The organism is Salmonella sp. K21076 (genome assembly GCF_039650795.1).
GTDB classification, from domain to species: Bacteria; Pseudomonadota; Gammaproteobacteria; order Enterobacterales; family Enterobacteriaceae; genus Salmonella; species Salmonella enterica.
Genome location: NZ_JBCLYA010000051.1, coordinates 197,555 through 218,133, shown reverse-complemented (window position 1 = coordinate 218,133; position 20,579 = coordinate 197,555). Strand labels below are relative to the sequence as shown.

General features: G+C 52.5%; 17 protein-coding genes and 4 pseudogenes. 8 read left to right on the top strand and 13 right to left on the bottom strand.

Annotated elements, in window-relative coordinates:
- Positions 1-20: 20 nt before the first annotated feature.
- The 6 genes from pduS (at position 21) to pduX (ending at position 4,872) form a co-directional block, all read left to right on the top strand.
- Entirely contained in the window at positions 21-1,349 is a 1,329-nt protein-coding gene (gene pduS, locus AAYN39_RS21765; protein WP_000058762.1) for a cobalamin reductase PduS, read from the top strand.
- Between the two features lie 2 nt (positions 1,350-1,351).
- On the top strand, positions 1,352-1,906 hold the full coding sequence (gene pduT, locus AAYN39_RS21760; protein WP_000075775.1) for a propanediol utilization microcompartment protein PduT: 555 nt from the start codon (positions 1,352-1,354) through the stop codon (positions 1,904-1,906).
- On the top strand, positions 1,906-2,256 hold the full coding sequence (pduU, locus tag AAYN39_RS21755) for a propanediol utilization microcompartment protein PduU (protein WP_000441103.1): 351 nt from the start codon (positions 1,906-1,908) through the stop codon (positions 2,254-2,256). Before pduT ends, pduU begins: the two co-directional genes overlap by 1 nt.
- 4 nt (positions 2,257-2,260) lie before the next feature.
- Positions 2,261-2,713, top strand: coding sequence for a propanediol utilization protein PduV (pduV, locus tag AAYN39_RS21750; RefSeq protein ID WP_000826280.1), 453 nt, complete (start codon positions 2,261-2,263; stop codon positions 2,711-2,713).
- Positions 2,698-3,912 (top strand): propanediol utilization propionate kinase PduW, encoded by a 1,215-nt coding sequence (gene pduW, locus AAYN39_RS21745; RefSeq protein ID WP_000120652.1) that lies wholly within the window; start codon positions 2,698-2,700, stop codon positions 3,910-3,912. The genes pduV and pduW overlap by 16 nt, the downstream gene beginning before the upstream one ends.
- A gap of 93 nt (positions 3,913-4,005) precedes the next feature.
- Positions 4,006-4,872 (top strand): L-threonine kinase PduX, encoded by an 867-nt coding sequence (gene pduX / locus AAYN39_RS21740; protein WP_014341328.1) that lies wholly within the window; start codon positions 4,006-4,008, stop codon positions 4,870-4,872.
- A gap of 33 nt (positions 4,873-4,905) precedes the next feature.
- On the opposite strand, the gene AAYN39_RS21735 is transcribed toward pduX, so the two are convergent.
- From AAYN39_RS21735 to AAYN39_RS21700, 8 genes and pseudogenes are all read right to left on the bottom strand, one after another.
- Positions 4,906-5,241 (bottom strand): DUF496 family protein, encoded by a 336-nt coding sequence (locus tag AAYN39_RS21735; protein ID WP_000450405.1) that lies wholly within the window; start codon positions 5,239-5,241, stop codon positions 4,906-4,908.
- Positions 5,242-5,485: 244 nt separating this feature from the next.
- A complete protein-coding gene (locus AAYN39_RS21730) occupies positions 5,486-6,544 on the bottom strand; it encodes an FUSC family protein (RefSeq protein ID WP_001200856.1) in 1,059 nt (352 codons plus the stop codon).
- 118 nt (positions 6,545-6,662) lie between these two features.
- A complete protein-coding gene (sbmC, locus tag AAYN39_RS21725) occupies positions 6,663-7,130 on the bottom strand; it encodes a DNA gyrase inhibitor SbmC (RefSeq protein WP_000384326.1) in 468 nt (155 codons plus the stop codon).
- 150 nt (positions 7,131-7,280) lie between these two features.
- Positions 7,281-8,453: pseudogene (dacD, locus tag AAYN39_RS21720) on the bottom strand (serine-type D-Ala-D-Ala carboxypeptidase DacD).
- A 123-nt stretch (positions 8,454-8,576) separates the two neighbouring features.
- Positions 8,577-9,341 (bottom strand): thiosulfate reductase cytochrome B subunit, encoded by a 765-nt coding sequence (gene phsC / locus AAYN39_RS21715; RefSeq protein WP_001092553.1) that lies wholly within the window; start codon positions 9,339-9,341, stop codon positions 8,577-8,579.
- Entirely contained in the window at positions 9,338-9,916 is a 579-nt protein-coding gene (gene phsB, locus AAYN39_RS21710; RefSeq protein ID WP_001016236.1) for a thiosulfate reductase electron transport protein PhsB, read from the bottom strand. Before phsB ends, phsC begins: the two co-directional genes overlap by 4 nt.
- A gap of 14 nt (positions 9,917-9,930) precedes the next feature.
- A complete protein-coding gene (phsA, locus tag AAYN39_RS21705; RefSeq protein ID WP_000028230.1) occupies positions 9,931-12,207 on the bottom strand; it encodes a thiosulfate reductase PhsA in 2,277 nt (758 codons plus the stop codon).
- A 259-nt stretch (positions 12,208-12,466) separates the two neighbouring features.
- Positions 12,467-12,559 (bottom strand): annotated as a pseudogene (locus AAYN39_RS21700) (heavy metal-binding domain-containing protein); the annotation flags it as partial.
- 266 nt (positions 12,560-12,825) lie between these two features.
- On the opposite strand from AAYN39_RS21700, the pseudogene AAYN39_RS21695 reads away from it, so the two are divergent.
- A pseudogene (locus tag AAYN39_RS21695) lies at positions 12,826-15,168 on the top strand (type III secretion system effector HECT-type E3 ubiquitin transferase).
- A 129-nt stretch (positions 15,169-15,297) separates the two neighbouring features.
- Here the strand turns inward: AAYN39_RS21695 and AAYN39_RS21690 are convergent.
- Positions 15,298-15,375, bottom strand: a pseudogene (locus AAYN39_RS21690) (hypothetical protein); the annotation flags it as partial.
- 159 nt (positions 15,376-15,534) lie between these two features.
- Between AAYN39_RS21690 and sbcB the strand changes: the two are divergent.
- Complete coding sequence (gene sbcB / locus AAYN39_RS21685; RefSeq protein WP_000216700.1) at positions 15,535-16,965, top strand: exodeoxyribonuclease I; 1,431 nt, start codon at positions 15,535-15,537, stop codon at positions 16,963-16,965.
- A gap of 135 nt (positions 16,966-17,100) precedes the next feature.
- Here sbcB and plaP read toward each other — a convergent pair whose 3' ends face one another.
- The 4 genes from plaP to AAYN39_RS21665 form a co-directional block, all read right to left on the bottom strand.
- Positions 17,101-18,459 carry a putrescine/proton symporter PlaP gene (plaP, locus tag AAYN39_RS21680; protein WP_001519005.1) on the bottom strand — a complete coding sequence of 453 codons (1,359 nt, stop codon included), beginning with the start codon at positions 18,457-18,459 and terminating at the stop codon, positions 17,101-17,103.
- Positions 18,449-18,511, bottom strand: coding sequence for a membrane protein YoeI (gene yoeI, locus AAYN39_RS21675; RefSeq protein WP_096335044.1), 63 nt, complete (start codon positions 18,509-18,511; stop codon positions 18,449-18,451). Before yoeI ends, plaP begins: the two co-directional genes overlap by 11 nt.
- Before the next feature lie 233 nt (positions 18,512-18,744).
- The gene (locus AAYN39_RS21670; RefSeq protein WP_000803316.1) at positions 18,745-19,659 is read right to left on the bottom strand and encodes a LysR family transcriptional regulator; all 915 of its coding nucleotides are present in this window, start codon (positions 19,657-19,659) and stop codon (positions 18,745-18,747) included.
- A 45-nt stretch (positions 19,660-19,704) separates the two neighbouring features.
- Positions 19,705-20,529 carry an SDR family oxidoreductase gene (locus AAYN39_RS21665; protein ID WP_000754712.1) on the bottom strand — a complete coding sequence of 275 codons (825 nt, stop codon included), beginning with the start codon at positions 20,527-20,529 and terminating at the stop codon, positions 19,705-19,707.
- Between the last annotated feature and the right edge of the window lie 50 nt (positions 20,530-20,579).

Genomic DNA, 20,579 nt, shown 5'->3' with positions numbered 1-20,579 from the left:
CCGCCATCAACAGCGTTTAAATGTCCCTTAGCGCCGATGAAATTCGTGAGCGCGTTCGCGCAGCGGGCGTTGTCGGTGCGGGCGGCGCAGGTTTTCCCGCCCACGTTAAGCTACAGGCGCAGGTAGAGATTTTTCTGGTGAACGCCGCCGAGTGTGAACCGATGCTCAAAGTTGACCAGCAACTGATGTGGCAGCAGGCCGCGCGTCTTGTCCGCGGCGTGCAGTACGCCATGACGGCAACCGGCGCGCGCGAAGGGGTGATTGCCCTGAAAGAAAAATACCGCCGGGCCATCGACGCCCTCTCCCCACTACTGCCAGCCGGTATCCGCCTGCATATCCTGCCGGATGTATATCCCGCGGGCGATGAGGTGCTGACTATCTGGATGGCAACCGGTCGTCGGGTCGCCCCTGCCGCGCTGCCTGCCAGCGTCGGCGTAGTCGTCAATAACGTGCAAACGGTGCTGAATATTGCCCGGGCGGTCGAGCAGCAGTTTCCGGTCACTCGTCGCACGTTGACCGTGAACGGCGCGGTCGCCAGACCGTTGACCGTTACCGTTCCTGTCGGCATGTCACTGCATGAAGTGCTGGCGCTGGCTGGCGGCGCGACGGTCGACAACCCCGGTTTTATTAACGGCGGCCCGATGATGGGTGGCCTGATTACCTCTCTTGATAACCCGGTGACGAAAACTACCGGCGGCCTGCTGGTGCTCCCAAAAAGCCATCCGCTTATCCAGCGCAGGATGCAGGACGAGCGCACAGTGCTTTCCGTCGCGCGCACCGTCTGCGAACAGTGCCGACTCTGTACCGATCTCTGCCCACGACATCTGATCGGCCACGAACTCTCTCCGCACCTGCTGGTGCGGGCGGTGAACTTTCATCAGGCTGCCACGCCGCAACTGCTGCTGAGCGCCCTTACCTGCTCGGAATGCAACGTTTGCGAAAGCGTGGCCTGCCCGGTCGGGATCTCGCCGATGCGCATCAACCGCATGTTAAAACGCGAGCTGCGGGCGCAAAACCAGCGCTACGAAGGGCCGCTGAATCCGGCCGACGAAATGGCGAAATATCGCCTGGTGCCGGTGAAGCGGCTGATCGCCAAACTGGGACTAAGCCCCTGGTACCAGGAAGCGCCGCTGGTTGAAGAAGAGCCGTCAGTAGAAAAAGTCACTTTGCAGCTGCGCCAGCATATTGGTGCCAGCGCAGTACCGACTGTTGCCGTCGGCGAGCGCGTGACTCGCGGGCAATGCGTTGCCGATGTCCCGCCTGGCGCGCTCGGCGCATCCATTCACGCCAGCATCGACGGCATTGTTTCGGCCATCAGCGAACAGGCCATCACTGTTGTAAGAGGTTAACCATGTCTCAGGCTATAGGAATTTTAGAACTCACCAGCATCGCCAAAGGCATGGAGCTTGGTGATGCCATGCTGAAAAGCGCCAACGTCGATCTACTGGTCAGCAAGACCATCTGCCCAAGTAAGTTTTTACTGATGCTGGGCGGCGATATCGGCGCTATCCAGCAGGCCATTGAAACCGGTACGTCGCAGGCCGGCGAGATGCTCGTCGACAGCCTGGTGCTGGCAAATATTCATCCCAGCGTACTTCCGGCCATCAGCGGCCTGAACAGCGTCGATAAGCGTCAGGCGGTCGGCATCGTCGAAACCTGGAGCGTGGCGGCCTGCATTAGCGCCGCAGACCGGGCGGTGAAAGGCTCAAACGTCACCCTGGTGCGGGTGCATATGGCCTTCGGCATCGGCGGTAAATGCTACATGGTGGTGGCGGGCGACGTTTCTGACGTCAATAACGCCGTGACGGTCGCCAGCGAAAGCGCGGGCGAAAAAGGGCTGCTGGTTTACCGTTCGGTGATCCCACGCTCGCATGAAGCCATGTGGCGACAGATGGTGGAGGGATAATGGAAAGACAACCGACAACGGATCGCATGATTCAGGAATACGTGCCGGGGAAACAGGTGACCCTCGCGCACCTGATTGCTAATCCGGGGAAAGATTTATTTAAGAAGCTGGGCCTGCAGGATGCGGTTTCCGCCATTGGCATCCTCACCATCACGCCCAGCGAAGCGTCGATTATCGCCTGCGATATTGCTACAAAATCCGGCGCGGTGGAGATTGGTTTTCTTGACCGCTTTACCGGTGCTGTGGTGCTGACCGGCGATGTTTCCGCCGTGGAATATGCCCTCAAGCAGGTAACGCGCACCCTGGGCGAGATGATGCAGTTCACTACCTGCTCGATCACCCGGACGTAATCCAATGAAGCGTCTGATGTTTATCGGCCCCAGCCAGTGCGGGAAAACTTCGCTGACCCAAAGCCTGCGTGGCGAAGCGCTCCATTACAAGAAAACCCAGGCCATTGAATGGTCGCCGATGGCTATCGACACGCCGGGCGAATACCTGGAGAACCGCTGCCTGTACAGCGCCCTGCTGACCAGCGCCTGCGAGGCCGACGTTATCGCCCTGGTGTTAAATGCCGACGCTCAGTGGTCGCCGTTTTCTCCGGGTTTTACCGTCCCGATGAACCGCCCGACGATTGGCCTTGTCACCAAAGCCGATCTCGCCGACCCGCAGCGTATTTCGCTGGTCGCACAATGGCTTACGCAGGCTGGCGCCCGGCAGATTTTTATTACCAGCGCGTTGAATAATTCGGGTCTCGACGCCGTGCTGGATTTTCTGAATTCGAAGGAACCTTTATGTCTTACAAAATAATGGCCATTAACGCCGGCAGCTCATCGTTAAAGTTCCAGCTGCTGGAGATGCCGCAGGGCGACATGCTCTGCCAGGGGCTGATTGAGCGTATCGGTATGGCGGATGCGCAGGTGACAATTAAGACGCACAGCCAAAAATGGCAGGAAACCGTCCCCGTTGCCGATCATCGCGATGCGGTAACGCTGCTTCTGGAAAAGCTGCTGGGTTATCAAATCATTAACAGTCTGCGGGACATTGACGGGGTGGGCCATCGTGTGGCGCACGGCGGTGAGTTTTTTAAAGACTCGACGCTGGTCACGGATGAAACGTTAGCGCAAATCGAACGTCTTGCTGAACTGGCCCCGCTTCACAACCCGGTAAACGCGTTGGGTATTCACGTTTTTCGTCAACTGTTGCCTGATGCCCCTTCTGTAGCCGTGTTTGATACGGCATTTCACCAGACGCTGGATGAACCCGCCTATATTTACCCGCTTCCCTGGCATTATTACGCTGAACTGGGGATTCGCCGTTATGGCTTTCATGGCACCAGCCATAAGTATGTCAGCGGCGTTCTGGCTGAAAAGCTGGGCGTACCACTCAGCGCATTACGGGTGATTTGTTGTCATCTTGGAAACGGTAGCAGCGTCTGCGCCATCAAGAACGGACGTTCGGTCAATACGTCGATGGGCTTTACGCCGCAGTCAGGCGTGATGATGGGCACCCGTAGCGGAGATATTGATCCCTCTATTCTGCCGTGGATAGCCCAGCGCGAATGCAAAACGCCGCAACAGTTGAATCAGTTATTAAATAATGAGTCAGGCTTGCTGGGCGTTTCTGGCGTGTCGTCTGATTACCGCGATGTCGAACAGGCAGCCAATACCGGTAACCGGCAGGCTAAACTCGCTCTCACGCTGTTTGCCGAACGCATTCGCGCCACCATTGGTGGCTATATTATGCAAATGGGAGGACTGGATGCTCTGGTATTCACTGGGGGAATTGGCGAGAACTCAGCGCGCGCCAGATCGGCGGTTTGCCATAATTTGCAATTTTTAGGCTTAGCCGTTGATGAAGAGAAAAATCAACGTAATGCAACATTTATCCAGACGGAGAACGCCCTGGTGAAAGTCGCCGTCATCAACACCAACGAAGAGTTAATGATCGCACAAGACGTTATGCGCATTGCGCTACCGGCCACGGAAGGGCTTTGTGTACCAGCCTGAGAGGGGTATACGACGCATTGCGGCAAGTCATGGTAATAACGCTTTTACCATGACACTATGCGCGCACACTATTCGTACCTGAAAGGTGATAACGTGGCTGTTGCGCAATGCCCCGCCTCATGCGGGGAACTTATCCAGGGATGGATTCTGGGCAGTGAGAAACTGGTCTCCTGCCCCGTTGACTGGTACAGCACCGTAGCAGTCACGGCTGCGCCGCCGTTGGTAAACGAGCGTCCATTGTCGCGGGCGATGGTGGAGCGCGTTCTGGCGCACTGGCAGTATCCTGCGCACTGGAGTAACGAGATTCGCGTCGATGTGCGTTCGTCAATTCCCGTTGCCAAAGGCATGGCCAGCAGCACCGCAGATATTGCCGCTACGGCGGTGGCAACGGCGCATCATCTTGGCCATTCGCTGGATGAAACCACCCTTGCACAGCTTTGCGTCTCAATCGAACCCACTGATAGCACCGTTTTTCATCAGTTAACGCTGTTTGATCATAATAATGCGGCCACGCAAATCGCCTGCGAGCCACCGCCGCCAATCGATTTGCTGGTACTGGAAAGCCCGGTCACACTGCGCACGCAAGATTACCACCGTCTCCCTCGCCAGCAGAAATTAATAGCAAGTTCACCAACCTTGCAGCAGGCCTGGAATCTGGTGCAGGAAGCCTGTATAACGCAAAATCCGCTCCGACTGGGTGAGGCGGCTACGCTTAGCGCTATCGCCAGCCAGACGCTGTTACCTAAGTCGGGCTTTACCGCCCTGCTGTCGCTGGTCGAAGAGTGTGATTTATACGGATTGAACGTGGCGCATAGCGGTAGCGTGGTGGGTCTGATGCTGGACCGGAAACGTCATGATATTGCGCGTCTGAAAGGTAAGCTGGCAGAGAAAAAACTTACCCGACACTGGCCAAAACAACATTTACTCAAGATGGTCACAGGCGGGGTCAAACTGCAGTGAGAGCCTGATATACGCTCCCACTGCCGTAGCGCATTATTCGGCTTTTACATCGGCGTGTTTCATTTCGCCCATCGCTTTCAGCTTTTTGGAAATGTCGCGACGCTCTTTGGAGATTTCGGCATTTTTAATGATGTAGTCATCAACGCGATCTTCATAGTCGCTTTTCATACTGGCGATGATACCCTGAATCGCCTCAACGCTCATACCTGGCTTGATGTAGTCGCTCAGGTTGTCCAGCAGCAGCACACGCTTCTGGTTGTCACGGATCTTCTTCTCAATGTCCTGAATTTCACGCTGCAGTTTATTTTTGCGACGGAACAGACGAACAAACTCCAGCACGTCCTGGAAAGAAGGCTTGGTTGTTTCCATTTTTACACCCCTGATAATGTGAGATTCGGATTCGTTAAGCAACTGCTAGTGGATAAACATTACGTTTATCCCCGTCATACTTCAAGCCGCCAGAAGAAACACCGTTACGTCGCCGTCTGGGGAAACCTGAAGGTTCGGGGATAAAATCGTTGCCAGTAGCACTCATTTTATCCTTATATTAGTATCATACTCTTAATCTTTGCTGAATCGAAGCAGCAACAAATTCATTCACCCCATCTGCTTTTTATTTGCGCAAAGCCCGGCAGATCAAGTGTGAAAGCAGTTCCAACTGTCGGGCCGTTTCCATACTTAGCCAAACATAGCCGTGGATGGGGGTTTCAGCCACCGCGTCGCCCTGCTGCTCGTTCATTAGCTGTCGCAACTCGGCAGCAATATCATTCAGTTTACCGGTATTTGCTAGTACCGGCTGCGGGTTGCCTTCAAACAACGCGTGGGCGATCGTTAGCAAGGTTTGCTGCGTCATCTGCTGGGTTTCACGCAATGTGTGCGTGTTAAGCATCACAAAATGGCTGGCGCGCGTCGCCCAGTGGGCATTGATTTGTAATTCAAGCATACAAACCAGATTGCGGTTGATGGTCTGAATGGCCTCGAAAATAGATTTTTGTATCCGGGTTTCTTTACTGGCTGGCGTTATCAGCCCGCGCATTTTGACGACATCGTTCAGCAACCGTTGCAAATATTTATCCAACCGGGGGCGCTCCAGCAAATTCGGCGACAGCGCTGCCTGATACACCCGATTATACGCCGTGACGCAATGCGCCAGTTGGATGCGCCAGTGCAAAAAGGCGCGCTGGGGCCAGATGCCGGTAAACAACATTGCCAGTAGCGCCCCCAAAATCACATCCCCGCCACGCCATAATGCCGTATTCATATCACCAGCGGGAGCGCCGACAACAACGGCGAGCGTTATGCCTATCAGTAGCGCCTGATACGGTTTTTTCCCTAAGGCCAGCCAGCCGCACAAAAACATCGCTATCGCACACCACACCAGCATCAGCGGTAAGGAAAAGAGCTCCAGGCGTAGCGCCACCAGCCCTAACGCCGCGCCCAGAATCGTACCGCCTATGCGCTCAAAAGCACGAGGCACTACATTTCCCCAGAATGAGATGGGCCCCATAATCACCACTAACGTGATTAGCGGCCATGTGCCCTCGGGAATAGAAAACAGACGAACCAGCAGAAAGGTAAGAATGAACGCCAGGGCGATACGTATGCCATGCACGATGCGATAATGACGGTACAACCGTATTTCAAAAGGGCTTAATGACTTATCGGCACGCACGCTTGCGCTCCTTACGGGAATGGCAAAAAATGCATTGTACCTGCTTTATAGCAAAAATAGCGCACTGGCGGACGGAACACATTATCCGTCCGCTCTTTTCAGCCAGGAAACCAGTCGATCACTTCCGCTGTACCGGAATATACATTTCAATATCCCAGTATCCATCTTCCATGCCGTTATTCAGATAGGTTTCAAAACAGGGCGCAGAGGCTATCTGATAAGCGCTATCCTGCTCGAGGACATCAAAAAACCGTTCCCACGGCTTCGCAAAGTCACGGTCTTCCACTCGCGCGACAGCAGTGGCATATTCGCCGCCTTCAATGGCGGTCACGATTACGCCTTCGCTATTGTCCGGCAGGATGAAATTCTCTGCCACGGACACCACGGTATCGCAGCGGAGTTTTTCTGCAGGTACGACATCTGGATTGTCGTAATAGACGGCAATCCATTCAACTGGCACGATCCGCTGTCGATCCACCCACGTCATCAGTTGTTCAAAACCCTGCTTCACGGTGTGTTCCCATGGACCGACCATGTGGAAACCGGCTATCTTGCGTTTTTGTTCCTGCCTGATTTCGTAATCCATGCTGCCTCCGTCACTTTACTATACTGTATTAATGTACAGTATAATTACAGCCTTTTACGGTCACAAGGACAGCGTGATCATTTTGTGAGCAACCTCGCAATCCCGCCCTTTTGACACCTCAGATGACGGTGAACGGTGTGTGACAACGGCTTACGCTTTATGCTGAAAATAGTCGCTCAGACGAGAGAACATACCGCCTTTACCCACCGATTCCAGAGTGACCAGCGGCCACTGAGCGATCAGTTTATCCCGATCGTAGAGCTCTATTTCACCTACCCGTTGATGGGCGGCGATTGGCGCCTCCAGCTCTTTTCTATCCAGCACATATTTTGCTTTGATATGCGGAATTTCCGCTTTGGGCAGCGCCATTCAGAAATCCTGTTCCGTACCCAGCGCAATCTTTTCTTTGTCTCCGTACCAGATCCGCTCGCTGCCCACTTTTTTGCCGCTGTGCAAAATCTGCACCGTCGCAAAGTTTTGCTGGCCCCACTGCAACAGTTTTCGCGCCTGTTCCTCGCGTCCTTTCGAACTTTTCGCTCCCATCACGACGGCGATAAGTCGACGCTGCCCGTCCACCGCCGATGCGATAAGATTAAATCCCGCCCCCGATGTGTGTCCGGTTTTAAGCCCATCGATATGCATGGTCTTATCCCATAACAAGCCGTTGCGGTTCTGCTGTGTGATGCCGTTCCAGGTCAGGCTTTTCTCGCTGTACATGTGATAAAATTCAGGTTCGCCGTGAATAATCGCCCGGGAGAGTACGGCCAGATCATACGCGGAGCTATGTTGTCCCGGCGCATCCAGACCGTGGACGGTTTCAAAATGGGTATCCTGCAAATTGAGTTTTTTCACATAGCTGTTCATCATCGCCACAAACTGCGGCTGCCCGCCCGCGATATAATCCGCCAGCGCCACACAGGCATCGTTACCGGAATCCACAATTAAGCCACGGCTTAAATCGCGTACCGACACGCGATCCCCTTCTTTTAAAAACATCAACGAGGAGCCGACAAACACCGGATTATCCTTCGCCCAGGCGTCGCGCCCAACGGTGACGATATCGTCAGGGCTGATACGATGACTATCGATGGCGCGATCGACGACGTAGCCCGTCATTAGCTTGGTAAGGCTGGCGGGATTACGTTGCTGGTGTTCATTACCGGCGGTAAGAACCTGTCCCGTAGTGTAATCCATCAACACCCAGGCGCCTGCATCAATGGCTGGCGGTTGGGGAGCAAAACTTACGGCATCGGCCGCAAGCGCAGGAGAAAGGTGCATCGCGAATAAAGAAGCGGCAATAAACAAACGGCGTTTCAACAGCATGTCTTCAGGATGGTCTCAATTTGCCGTTCTTTTTACGGAAGTTCAGTTAAACAAACATGGATAAATTGCAAGAAAATGTGACACAAGGCACATTTTCTTGCTGACTTTATTTTATGGATACGCTCAGACGGCGGACTTATCCCCGCGCGGCGCGGTACGATGACGATGATAGCCGTCAACCATGCTACGGAAAATTTGTCCCGGCGTGTCGCCAAGAGTACACAGATAGAGATGCGCGCAAATAAACAGTAAGCCGATGATAGCAAGCGCCATATGCAGCACCAGCATCACAGGGCCCAGACCCGCAACCTGCGGATAGAGACACAGCAAACCGGTGATGATTAACAGCGGTACCAGCGCGTACATAATCGCCAGATATGCCAGTTGCTGCAGTGGATTGAACTTATTCTGCTCTGTTGCCGCGAACGGATGCGCTTCCCCTTTCATGATGCCAAAAAGGTAAAAACGGGTCTGGCGTATGCAGCGCGTCACTAGTCCGGAAAAATTTACCCGATAGTGACGCCCGTTACCTGTGGTGAGGTTGATCAGCACAAACCCGACCCAGAAAGCCAGTAAGGCAAAACCACACCAGGTATGCACTTGTACCATTAGCGCTACAGGGCCGAGAGAAAAATGACCAAATAAACCGCTTAACAGTAATAAAACAAACAGTAATGCATTTCCCCAATGCCAACGGCGAATCGCCAGCGAGTAGAGATAGTCACGATGCTCTTCGCCGCCCGCCGTTTTTGGCGCCAGCATCCGGCGCAATAACGCATGGATAACCAGCCCAACAAGCATGAGCAGCACCACGACGCCTGCGTAAATTAACCACAGCGGCCAATAATCTGGCGCATAATGTAGTTCCGCTCCCCAGATAGTATTCATGCTTTACCCTCCTGATGGACTTCTTTACGACGGTACAGACTGACCGCGCCGCTACGCGCTTCCTGCTGGCGATAGACCTCTTTCTGACCGACCCAGCGCTGGATCTCGCTCTCATCCAGTCTGCCGAATTTCAGCGCGTCCGTTGGGCAAACGGATACGCACGCCGGAGACTGGCCAGCCGCCAACCGCGTGTCGGCACAGAAGTTACACTTGTCGGCGACGCCGGTTTGCGGATTCAGATAGCGCACATGGAAAGGACACGCGGCAACACAATAATCGCAGCCAATACAGCGCGATTTATCCACCTGCACGATCCCGTTTTCATCACGATATGACGCTCCGGTAGGACAAACGCTGACACATGGCGCATTTTCACAGTGCTGACAGGAGACGCGGACAAATTGAAAATGGGTTAGTGCGTTGGATGCCTGTTCAGGGGCGCGAATTTGTACCTGTACGCGGCTAAATCCCTCCGGTACGTCATTAAGCACTTTGCAGGCAACGGTACACGCCTGGCAGCCGATACAACGTTTTTCATCATGCAGCATGACGTACTGATTCGTTAAATGATTCATGGTTCCCTCCTCCCTCATGCCCGGCTCAGCGTCACGCCTGCGGTATGCACTACCGTACCGGATACCGGACTCGTCACGTGCGGCAGTAAATTGCCAGAGTGGATACCGTGTGTCGTCGCCGCCGTTTTAGCCCCAGCTTTAGCGCCAAATCCCATATAGACAAAAAGCGTATCCGGGCGAATACCGGGCGTCACCAGCGCCTTACCTTTCTCTTTACCCGTGGCATTTTCCAGCCAGATCTCATCGCCGGTCTTAATGCCTTTTTCTTGCGCTGTTTGCGGATGGACCCAGACCGCGTTATCCCACATTAGCTCGCTGAGTAAAGGTACGTACTGCGTCGCGCCATTGGTATGCACGGCCACCTTGCCTTGAATGAAGTAAAGCTCATTCTCTTTTTTCAGCGCAAAGTCACGAACGCGCGGAACGCCGTAGCCAGGGAGCAATTCCTCCAGGGTTGCGGAATAAAGTTCGATTTTGCCGGAGGGCGATTTGAAGCGAAGCTGTTCGCCATAGGTGTTGTCACTGTCCGTCGCGATAGCGCCGGGGTAACGCGCCGTAAACTGACGAACGGATTCTGGTTCGCGTAATAGCAGCGGAACGCCCCATTCGAGATACCCTTTCTGTCGCAGTTCCTTCGCTAAGGCATGGTCGCCGTTCAACTGATAGAGTTGGCGCGTCTGCATATCCTGCCACGGATAGTACTGCCCTAATCCCAACTGCTCGCCAAGTTCTTTCCAGATTTGCCAACTCGGACGCGCCTCGCCAATCGGCTCTACGACCTGTTGGCGCAGAGCGTAAGCCGGGTGCAGACCCGACATATCGGATACCTCTTCGTCCCGTTCGAGATAGGTGCATTCCGGCAGCAGATAGTCGGCATATGCCGCGCTCTCGCTCAAATAGACATCGCAGCTGACCACCAGATCCAGTTGCTCAACGGTTTTTACCAGGTCCGAACGACAGGTGACGGTCTGGAAAGGATTATGCCGCGACATAATCCACGCCTTTATCGGGTAAGGCTTCTGGGTTAACGCCGCGTCAATAATGCTTTGCACCACGCCGCCGCCAGCGGCGATATATTTAAACTGAGGTGCGACCAGATCGATTCGTTGCGCCGTCGGTTTCGGCATATTTTTAATGTTGAGTTTCGCCAGCGTTGGCGCGACCTTTTCTCCGGCCAGTTTGTTGTAAACCGACGCGTTTTTTTTCTGATATAGCCCGCCTTCGCGCTCAATATTACCGAGCAGCACATTAAGCGTAAAAATCATACGCCGCATATCGATCTCTTCCTGCGAGAACGTCGCGCGATGACCAGGACTGACAATAGCGTGAGGCGCACAGGCGGCCAGTTCGCGTGTCACCCGGACAATGACGTCGGCTGGGACATCGGCCTGCGCGGCGGCCCATTCCGACGTCGTCTCTTTTACCGCCTGTGCTAACTGTTCAAATCCGCTGGTATAACGCTCAACAAAAGACGCATCGTAGAGTTGTTCATCAATCATGACGTGGCACATCGCCAGCAGAACCGCTAAATCCCCTCCGGGACGAATAGCGTGCCACTCATCCGCCTTGCTGGAAAATATCGACAAACGCGGATCGAAGCTCACCATTTTGGCCCCCTTCTCCTGCGCGGTCATTAACTCATGGGTATCGGCAACTTCAATCCCTTCATACAAATTGTGGCCAAACGAAACCAGATAGCGCGTGTTAGCGATATCCATCGCCAGATCGCCGCCCATCATCACTTTTGCCGCAATGGCTTTCCCGGCAGGGCATGTTGAGGCGTGAGTAAAGGTATTAGGCGAACCAAAGGCCGTAGCCAGATGGAAAAGATGGCTGGAGAGCGAGCCCGATTTGGAAGAGAAAGCCACGCTCTCGGGGCCATGCTGCGCTTTGATGGCATTCATTTTCGCCGCGATTTCCTGGTAAGCCTGTTGCCAGCTAATCACCTGCCATTCACCGTCACCGCGTGGCCCGGTGCGTTTCATAGGTTTTACAATCCGTTGCGGGTCATTGACCAGGCTGACGCCGCTCCCGCCCCTGGCGCATATGCGCGTCCCCTGCTGCGGCGCAGAAGGATTGCCCTGGATAAAAACGGTCTTGTTATTGACTACCTGCGCCTGAATAGGGCAACGAAAGGAACACATTTCGCACAAACTTGGCGTTAGCGTGGTTTTACCGTTAATGCCGGCAATCGGGTTGCGCGCCAGCGCCCCGGGCGGAAAAGCGCCCAGCGCGCAGGCAGAGCAGCCTATGCCTACCCCCTGCAAAAAAGAACGACGACTAATGCTCATATAACCTCCTGTTATTAGATATAGCTGAAGATTATATTTAATTTGTATTATGAAATGTCGGCTTCAATCACAATTTGAAATAGTTGTTAATATGAGCATGCCAACATGATAAAACCTTTTATTTTATAAATATTTTACATTTCCTGAACACGCACATGGACTGTCATCGAATAATCAGCAGAATTACCAAACAACCCACTGTTAATTATAAAAATGATACAATTCCAATAACACGTAATAATATTTAAAAGAAAACGATTATTTCCTGAAAAGCGATTTCACGCGCTTTACGCAGTTCTTTTTCATACTCGCCGGAACGTCCGCCGACGATATCCCGAATGCCGGCGAAAAACGCTGGTTGAGCGTCGAAGCGGGTTTATTTTTGCGTGCATACGGGCTCCGTTACCCGACCCGCTCTCTTATGCCTGGATTTTTCCGCAGATACGCCAGCGTCCCACAATACGGTGACATGATGACAGGATGGACACTTTCTGAAAGAAACATGCCAGATAGCATGGTGAATTGTGATCTCCAACGCCATACCGACATATGGAGCTTACTTTTAAGGCGTTAAAAATCCAGACCGTTTTTCCATAATGATGTTGATAAGGAATTCTAATGAAGATATCATCAGGCGCAATTAATTTTTCTACTATTCCTAACCAGGTTAAAAAATTAATTAACACCATCCGTGAACATACGAAAAACGGGCTCGCCTCAAAAATAACCAGTGTTAAAAATACGCATGCATCTTTAAATGAAAAATTTAAAACATGAAAGGACTCACCGATTGAGATATCGCTACCACAAAAAATAAAAGAATTCTTTCAGCCGAAAGAAAAAATACCTTAAACAATACATTGCTTACTGTTAAAAATATTAAAGATACAAATAATACATATAAGAAAAATATTTCAGAAGAAGATGTCTCAAAAATGACTGCAGCACTCATGCGTAAGCATATTGCAAATCAATCATGTGATTATAATTACAGAGTGACAGGTGCAGCCCCGCTCCCCGGTGAAGTCTCTGTATCAGCCAATAACAGGCCAACGGTTTCTGAAGGTAGAACACCACCAGTATCACCCTCCCTCTCACTTCAGGCTACGTCTTCCCCGTCATCACCTGCCGACTGGGCTAAGAAACTTACGGATGCAGTTTTACGGCAGAAAGCCGGAGAAACTCTTACGCCCGCAGATCGCGATTTTTCAAACGCAGATTTCCGTAATATTACATTCAGCAAAATATTGCCCCTCAGCTTCATGGAGCGAGACGGCGATATTATTAAGAGGTTCAACTTTTCAAATTCAAAATTTACTTATTCTGATATATCTCATTTACATTTTGACGAATGCCGATTCACTTATTTGACACTGAGTGATGTAGTCTGCAGTAATACAAAATTTAGTAATTCAGACATGAATGAAGTGTTTTACAGTATTCAATTACTACACAACAACAGCCCTCTTTTATTGATACAACATTAAAAAATACGCTTATACGTCACAAAGCCAACCTCTCTGGCGTTATTTTAAATGAACCGGATAATTCATCACCTCCGTCAGTATCAGGGGGCGAAAATTTTATTCGTCCAGGTGATATCTGGCCGCAAATGCCACTCCTTTGGACTGAGAACGCTGTGGATGGATTTTTAAATCATGAGCACAATAATGGTAAAAGTATTCTGATAACCATTGACAGCCTGCCCGATAAATACAGTCAGGAAAAAGTCCGGGCAATGGAAGACCTGGTTAAGTCATTGCGGAGTGGCCGCTTAACAGAGGCATGTATCCGGCCAGTTGAAAGTTCGCTGGTGAGCGTACTGGCCCCCCCTATACGCAAAGTACGCTTATCAGCGAGTGGCTCGGGCCTGTTCAGGAACGTTTTTTTGCCCACCAGTGCCAGACCTATAATGACGTTCCCCTGCCGGCTCCTGACACATATTATCAGCAGCGCATACGGCCTGTGTTGCTGGATTCGTTTGACAGGAACAACGCCGCCATGACCACTCACAACGGACTCTTTAATCAGGTGATTTTACACTGTATGACAGGCGTGGGCTGCACTGATGGCACCCGCCAGAAAGCTGCAGCGCTTTATGAACGATATCTTGCTCACCCAACGGTGTCTCCCCACATCCATAATGGGCTCTTCGGCAATTATGACGGCAGCCCGGACTGGACAACCCGCGCTGCAGATAATTTCCTGCTGCTTTCCTCCCAGGATTCAGACACGGCGATGATGCTCTCCACTGACACGCTGTTAACAATGCTAAACCCTACTCCTGACACTGCATGGGACAACTTTTACCTGCTGCGAGCCGGAGAGAACGTTTCCACCGCGCAAATCTCTCCGGTAGAGTTATTCCGTCATGACTTTCCGGTGTTTCTCGCCGCATTTAATCAGCAGGCCGTGCAGCGACGCTTTGGGGAACTGATTGATATCATCCTCAGCGCTGAAGAGCACGGGGAGCTGAACCAGCAGTTTATTGCCGCCACGACCCAGAAACATTCCACCGTGAAGTTGATTGATGATGCCTCAGTGTCGCGTCTGAACACCATTTTTGACCCCCTGCTTCCTGAAGGCAAACTCAGCCCGGCACACTACCAGCACATCCTCAGTGCTTATCACCTGACGGACGCCACCCCACAGAAGCAGGCGGAAACCCTGTTCTGTCTTAGTACCGCATTCGCACGCTATTCCTCCAGCGCCATTTTCGGCACTGAGCATGACTCTCCGCCGGCCCTGAGAGGCTATGCGGAGGCGCTGATGCAGAAAGACTGGGAGCTGTCTCCGGCGATCTTCCCGTCCAGCGAACAGTTTACCGACTGGTCCGACCGTTTTCACGGCCTCCATGGCGCCTTTACCTGTACCAGCGTTGTGGTGGATAGTATGCAACGTCATGCCAGAAAATATTTCCCGAGTGTTCTGTCATCCATCCTGCCACTGGCCTGGGCCTAGTCCAGCCTCAACCCGCATGAAATTAAGGGACACAGCGTTGTGTCCCTCTGTACATAGACCCGTTTTAGTCCATGCATTTTTTGAGATCCCGGCCAGATTGACCCTGGCCTAAATTCCATACAGTACTAAATCAAAATCAGTAATTTCAGATGGGCCGGAATATGGTTTACCATAGAGGGAGCGTAGCTTAGTGTCGCTGATGGTCATTTTAGTATTTTGTACTCAATGATTTTAATGTTTATGTACTCACCATCGCATGTACGAACATTAGCAACAATATCAATTGGTGTACAAATACAATCAATCAACGACAAAATAAAAGAATAAAATATTTCATATACAGATAACATCAGGCGTGTACATCAAGTGACAGTTAAAAACGACAGCATACAGAGCACATTCCTCTTCCACGATTACGAAACCTTCGGTACGCATCCGGCCCTCGACAGACCTGCGCAATTCGCCGCGCTCCGTACGGATAACGACTTCAACGTTATTGGCGAGCCGGAGGTGTTTTATTGCAAACCCGCCGATGATTATCTACCGCAGCCCGGCGCAGTGCTGATTACCGGCATCACGCCGCAGGAAGCGCGTGAGAAAGGAGAAAACGAAGCCGCTTTCGCCAGACGCATTCATGCGCTGTTTACCGTTCCTAAAACCTGCGTTGTGGGCTACAACAATGTACGTTTTGATGATGAAGTCACGCGCAATATTTTTTATCGCAACTTTTACGATCCCTACGCCTGGAGCTGGCAGCATGATAATTCACGTTGGGATCTATTGGATGTCATGCGCGCCTGTTATGCGCTGCGCCCGGAGGGAATTAACTGGCCGGAAAACGACGACGGCCTGCCCAGCTTTCGTCTGGAACATTTAACCCAGGCGAACGGGATCGAACACAGCAACGCGCATGATGCGATGGCGGATGTCTACGCCACTATTGCGATGGCGCAACTGGTGAAAACACGCCAGCCGCGACTGTTTGATTATCTTTATAGCCACCGCAGTAAACATAAACTGGCGGCGCTGATTGACGTTCCGCAAATGAAGCCGCTGGTGCATGTCTCCGGCATGTTTGGCGCGTGGCGCGGTAATACAAGCTGGGTCGCGCCGCTGGCGTGGCATCCTGAAAACCGTAACGCGGTGATCATGGTCGATTTAGCAGGCGATATTTCTCCTCTTCTTGAGCTGGACAGCGACACCCTTCGCGAGCGGCTTTATACGGCCAAAGCCGATCTTGGCGATCACGCCGCAGTGCCGGTAAAGCTGGTGCATATCAATAAATGTCCGGTACTGGCGCAGGCGAATACCTTGCGCCCGGAGGATGCCGACCGGCTGGGAATTAACCGCCAGCATTGCCTGGATAACCTGAAAGTGCTGCGTGAAAACCCGCAGGTCCGCGACAAAGTGGTGGCGATTTTCGCCGAAGCCGAACCTTTTGCCACCTCGGATAACGTTGATGCCCAGCTCTATGATGGTTTTTTCAGCGATGCCGATCGCGCAGCCATGAAAATCGTACTCGAAACCGAGCCGCGTAACCTGCCCGCGCTGGACATTACCTTTGTCGATAAGCGCATTGAGAAGCTGCTGTTTAATTACCGCGCACGCAATTTTCCCGGTACGCTGGATGACGCAGAGCAGCAGCGCTGGCTGGAGCATCGCCGTCAGGTACTGACGCCAGAGTTTTTACAACAGTATGCCAATGAATTGCAGATGCTTTCTCAGCAGTATGCGGAAGATAAAACGAAGCTGGGGCTGCTGAAATCACTGTGGCAGTACGCAACTGAGATTGTGTAATTGACCAATGCCTGACGGGCATTGTTAATCCAGAGCGGATAAATAGTGACGCCGCCATCCGGTAAACGTGCTGGATGGCAGACAAAAAACCGGAGGCACTGCCTCCGGTTTTACTATTGCCGATAATACGCGCGATTACGCGACGTCTTCGTACTGTGGAACCGGGTTGCGGAAGCTTTTAGTTACGCACGCCAGATAAATCAGCCCGATACCCGCCCAGATCAGGCCCAGTACCATTGAGCTTTCTTCCAGGTTAACCCACAACGCGCCAACCGTGAGCGCGCCGCACATGGGCAGGAACAGATACTGGAAGTGATCCTTCAACGTCTTATTACGCTTCTCACGGATCCAGAACTGCGAAATCACCGACAGGTTAACGAAGGTAAACGCGACCAGCGCGCCAAAGTTAATCAGCGCCGTCGCCATCACCAGGTCAAAATTAATCGCCAGCAGCGCGATCGCCCCGACCAGGATGATGTTCATCGCTGGCGTACGCCATTTCGGATGAACGTAACCGAAGAAGCTTTTCGGGAATACGCCGTCGCGCCCCATTACGTACATCAGGCGCGCTACGCCTGCATGCGCCGCCATACCGGAAGCCAGTACGGTGATAGTAGAGAAGATCAGCGCGCCCACCTGGAAGGTTTTACCCGCCACGTACAGCATGATTTCCGGCTGAGACGCATCCGGATCTTTAAAGCGAGAGATATCCGGGAAGTACAATTGCAGGAAATAGGTTGCAAAGATGAAGATTAGGCCGCCAATCAGCGCGGTCAGGAAAATCGCACGCGGGATCACGCGCTCAGCATCTTTGGTCTCTTCCGACAGGTTACTGATGCCGTCAAAGCCGGTAAAGGAGAAGCACAGGATCGTCGCTCCCGTAATCATCGGGATAACGTGCGCATCGCCGGACCAGAACGGACGGGTGCTCGCCAGCGTACCGGCGCCTTCGCCTTCAAATACGCCATAAACCACCATGCCCAGAATGACCGCAATCAGCACCACCTGTAGCACCACAATCACAGTGTTGAAGTTAGCGACCGATTTGAGGCTGCGCAGGTTAAAGGCCGTCATAAAGGCCACCAGCGCCACGACGAACACCCATGAGGGAATGGAGGGCACCAGCGCTTCAAAATAAATTTTCGCCAACAGAATGTTGATCATCGGCGCGAACAGATAATCGAGCAGAGAAGACCAACCCACCATAAAGCCAACGGTCGGGCTGATGGATTTCTGGGCATAGGTGTACGCCGAACCCGCGGAAGGATAGCGACGCACCAGTTTCCCGTAGCTCAACGCCGTAAACAGAATCGCGATTAACGCGAATGCATACGCCGTCGGTACGTGACCGTCAGTGAGGCCTGAAACGATACCAAATGTATCGAACAGCGTCATCGGCTGCATATAGGCAAGACCCATCATTACAACCGGAACTAACGTAAGCGTTTTACGTAATTCCACGCGAGAGGTGTTTGGAGTAACGTTATGCGACATGGTCATTCTCCTTTACGGCGAATGCCGTCGCGTAAGCAAAAAATTGCCCCATTTTCTGGATTCCTCAGCGACAACAACTGTCGATTTTTAAGTAAGTATCTATCCGGTACGAAGCCCGGCCTCTTGGTATTGAATGATGTGTTTGAAGCAAAAAAATAACCGACGCGTATTAAAACGTCGGTTAGTGTCATTTTTTGCAAGCGGCATATTCTGCCCTAAATTGAAGTGAAATGACAAGAGAATGCGAGCGCGTTCAAAAAATTATTTTTCATAAGCGATTGATTTTTAAACCGGCGATTTTGCATACACCCCAGCAATAGCATTATTTGCTAAAATTTCATCCCGCCACCAGCCGCTGGCCAGCCCGGCGGTCTGTTCATTCCAGCCAACCCACACCGGTTCATAGACGATTTGCGCCACAACTTTCTTCTCTATAAGCGCGCCGCTTTCCAAAAATCGCTGCGCCAGATAACGCGGTAAATAGCCGCATCCCAGGCCGCTAATTTGCAGCTCCAGCTTGGTTTTAAAATCAAACACGGTAATCGCTTCCTGAGCGTCGAGCAGTTCAGACCCTATTGATCGCGAGGAATGGACGCTATCGCCAACCACAATCGCGCGAAAACGTTTGATCGTCTGGCGGCTAAGCGGTTCCTCTTCATGAACCAGCGGATGATGCGGGGCGACAGCAAACACCAGTTCAAGATCGCCCAGTCTTGCAAAGCCAAAGCCGGTGTCAGGCGGCGGCGCGCGCATGGCGCCAACAATAATATCCGCCCTTCCCTGCGTCAGCGTCTCCCATGAACCGCCGAGAACGCCATTGACAAATTTAAGGCGCGTCACGCTGTGGCGTTGATAAAAAGCGTCGATAAGCGGGGCCAGAAGAGAAAAGGGAAAGGTATCATCCACACCGATGACCAGTTCGTTCTCCCAGCCTTCATGCAGTTTAATCGCCTGCTTTTCCAGCTCGCGAACGGTGTGCAACACTTCACGGCCTTTTTCCAGTAGCATCTTACCGGTTCGCGTAAATCGCGCGCGATGCCCGCTACGGTCGAGCAGTTGGATATTAAGATCGTTTTCCAGCTTATGAACGGTATAACTGAGGGCGGACGGCGTTTTAAATAATTTTGCCGACGCCGCCGCGAAGCTGCCTTCTTTTTCTAACGCATCAAGAATAATCAGAACGTCCAGCAGTGGTTTCATACTCGTCCCCTTGCGCTATATGGCGACCACCTGCTGGACAGCGACTCACTCCATCGGCATCACCAACGGATCGGGATATTGATATTCAAATCCCAGCTCATTACAAATCCGGCTACCGTCGATAATCTTCCCTTTGCCGTTGTCCGGTGCGTCACGAAAATGCGGCGGCGCCATTCCCAGCAAGCGCGTCATTTGCGGATAAAACACGTTGCGGGCTGGATGCGCCGGCGCACATATATTATAGATGTGCCCCCCTTTTGGCGCCTGTAGCAAAAGGGTAATTGCGCCAACCACGTCTTCAAGATGCACCAGATTGACCCCGTGTTGACCATCCGGCGCGGTTTTTCCGGCAAAGAAACGTCCGGGATGGCGCCCAGGCCCGACTAACCCCGCCAGCCGCAGAATATCCACTGACGTGCCCGGCAGATTATGCAGCCAATCTTCCAGTTCCTTCAGGGTACGCCCGCTGGCCGTGACCGGATTACGCGGCGTATTCTCTTTCACCACGCCTTGCGCATCGCCGTAAACAGACGTCGAACTGGTAAAAATAATACGCGGGATACGATAAGCCAGCGCACTGTCGACCAGCTCCTGCATCGCCTGCAGATAAAAATCCTCTCCCGGACCGCTACGGCGCGCGGGCAGTGTTATCACCAGCGCATCGACATCCAGCAGAGCGTCAAGATCGTCCGCCTCACAGACCAGCTCCGGCTCCAGACGCAGCGGATAGCTTTCAATTCCACTCATACGGGCCGCTTCCACCCCGTCAAGGGTGGTTTTGCTGCCGGTAACCTGCCAGCCTCTCGCTGCCAGCGACATTGCCAGCGGCATGCCTAACCAACCTAAACCGACAATTGCGACCTTTTTCATCCATTTTCTCCTGACTTTAACGCCTTATACATAAGGCTACGCCAGCCCGC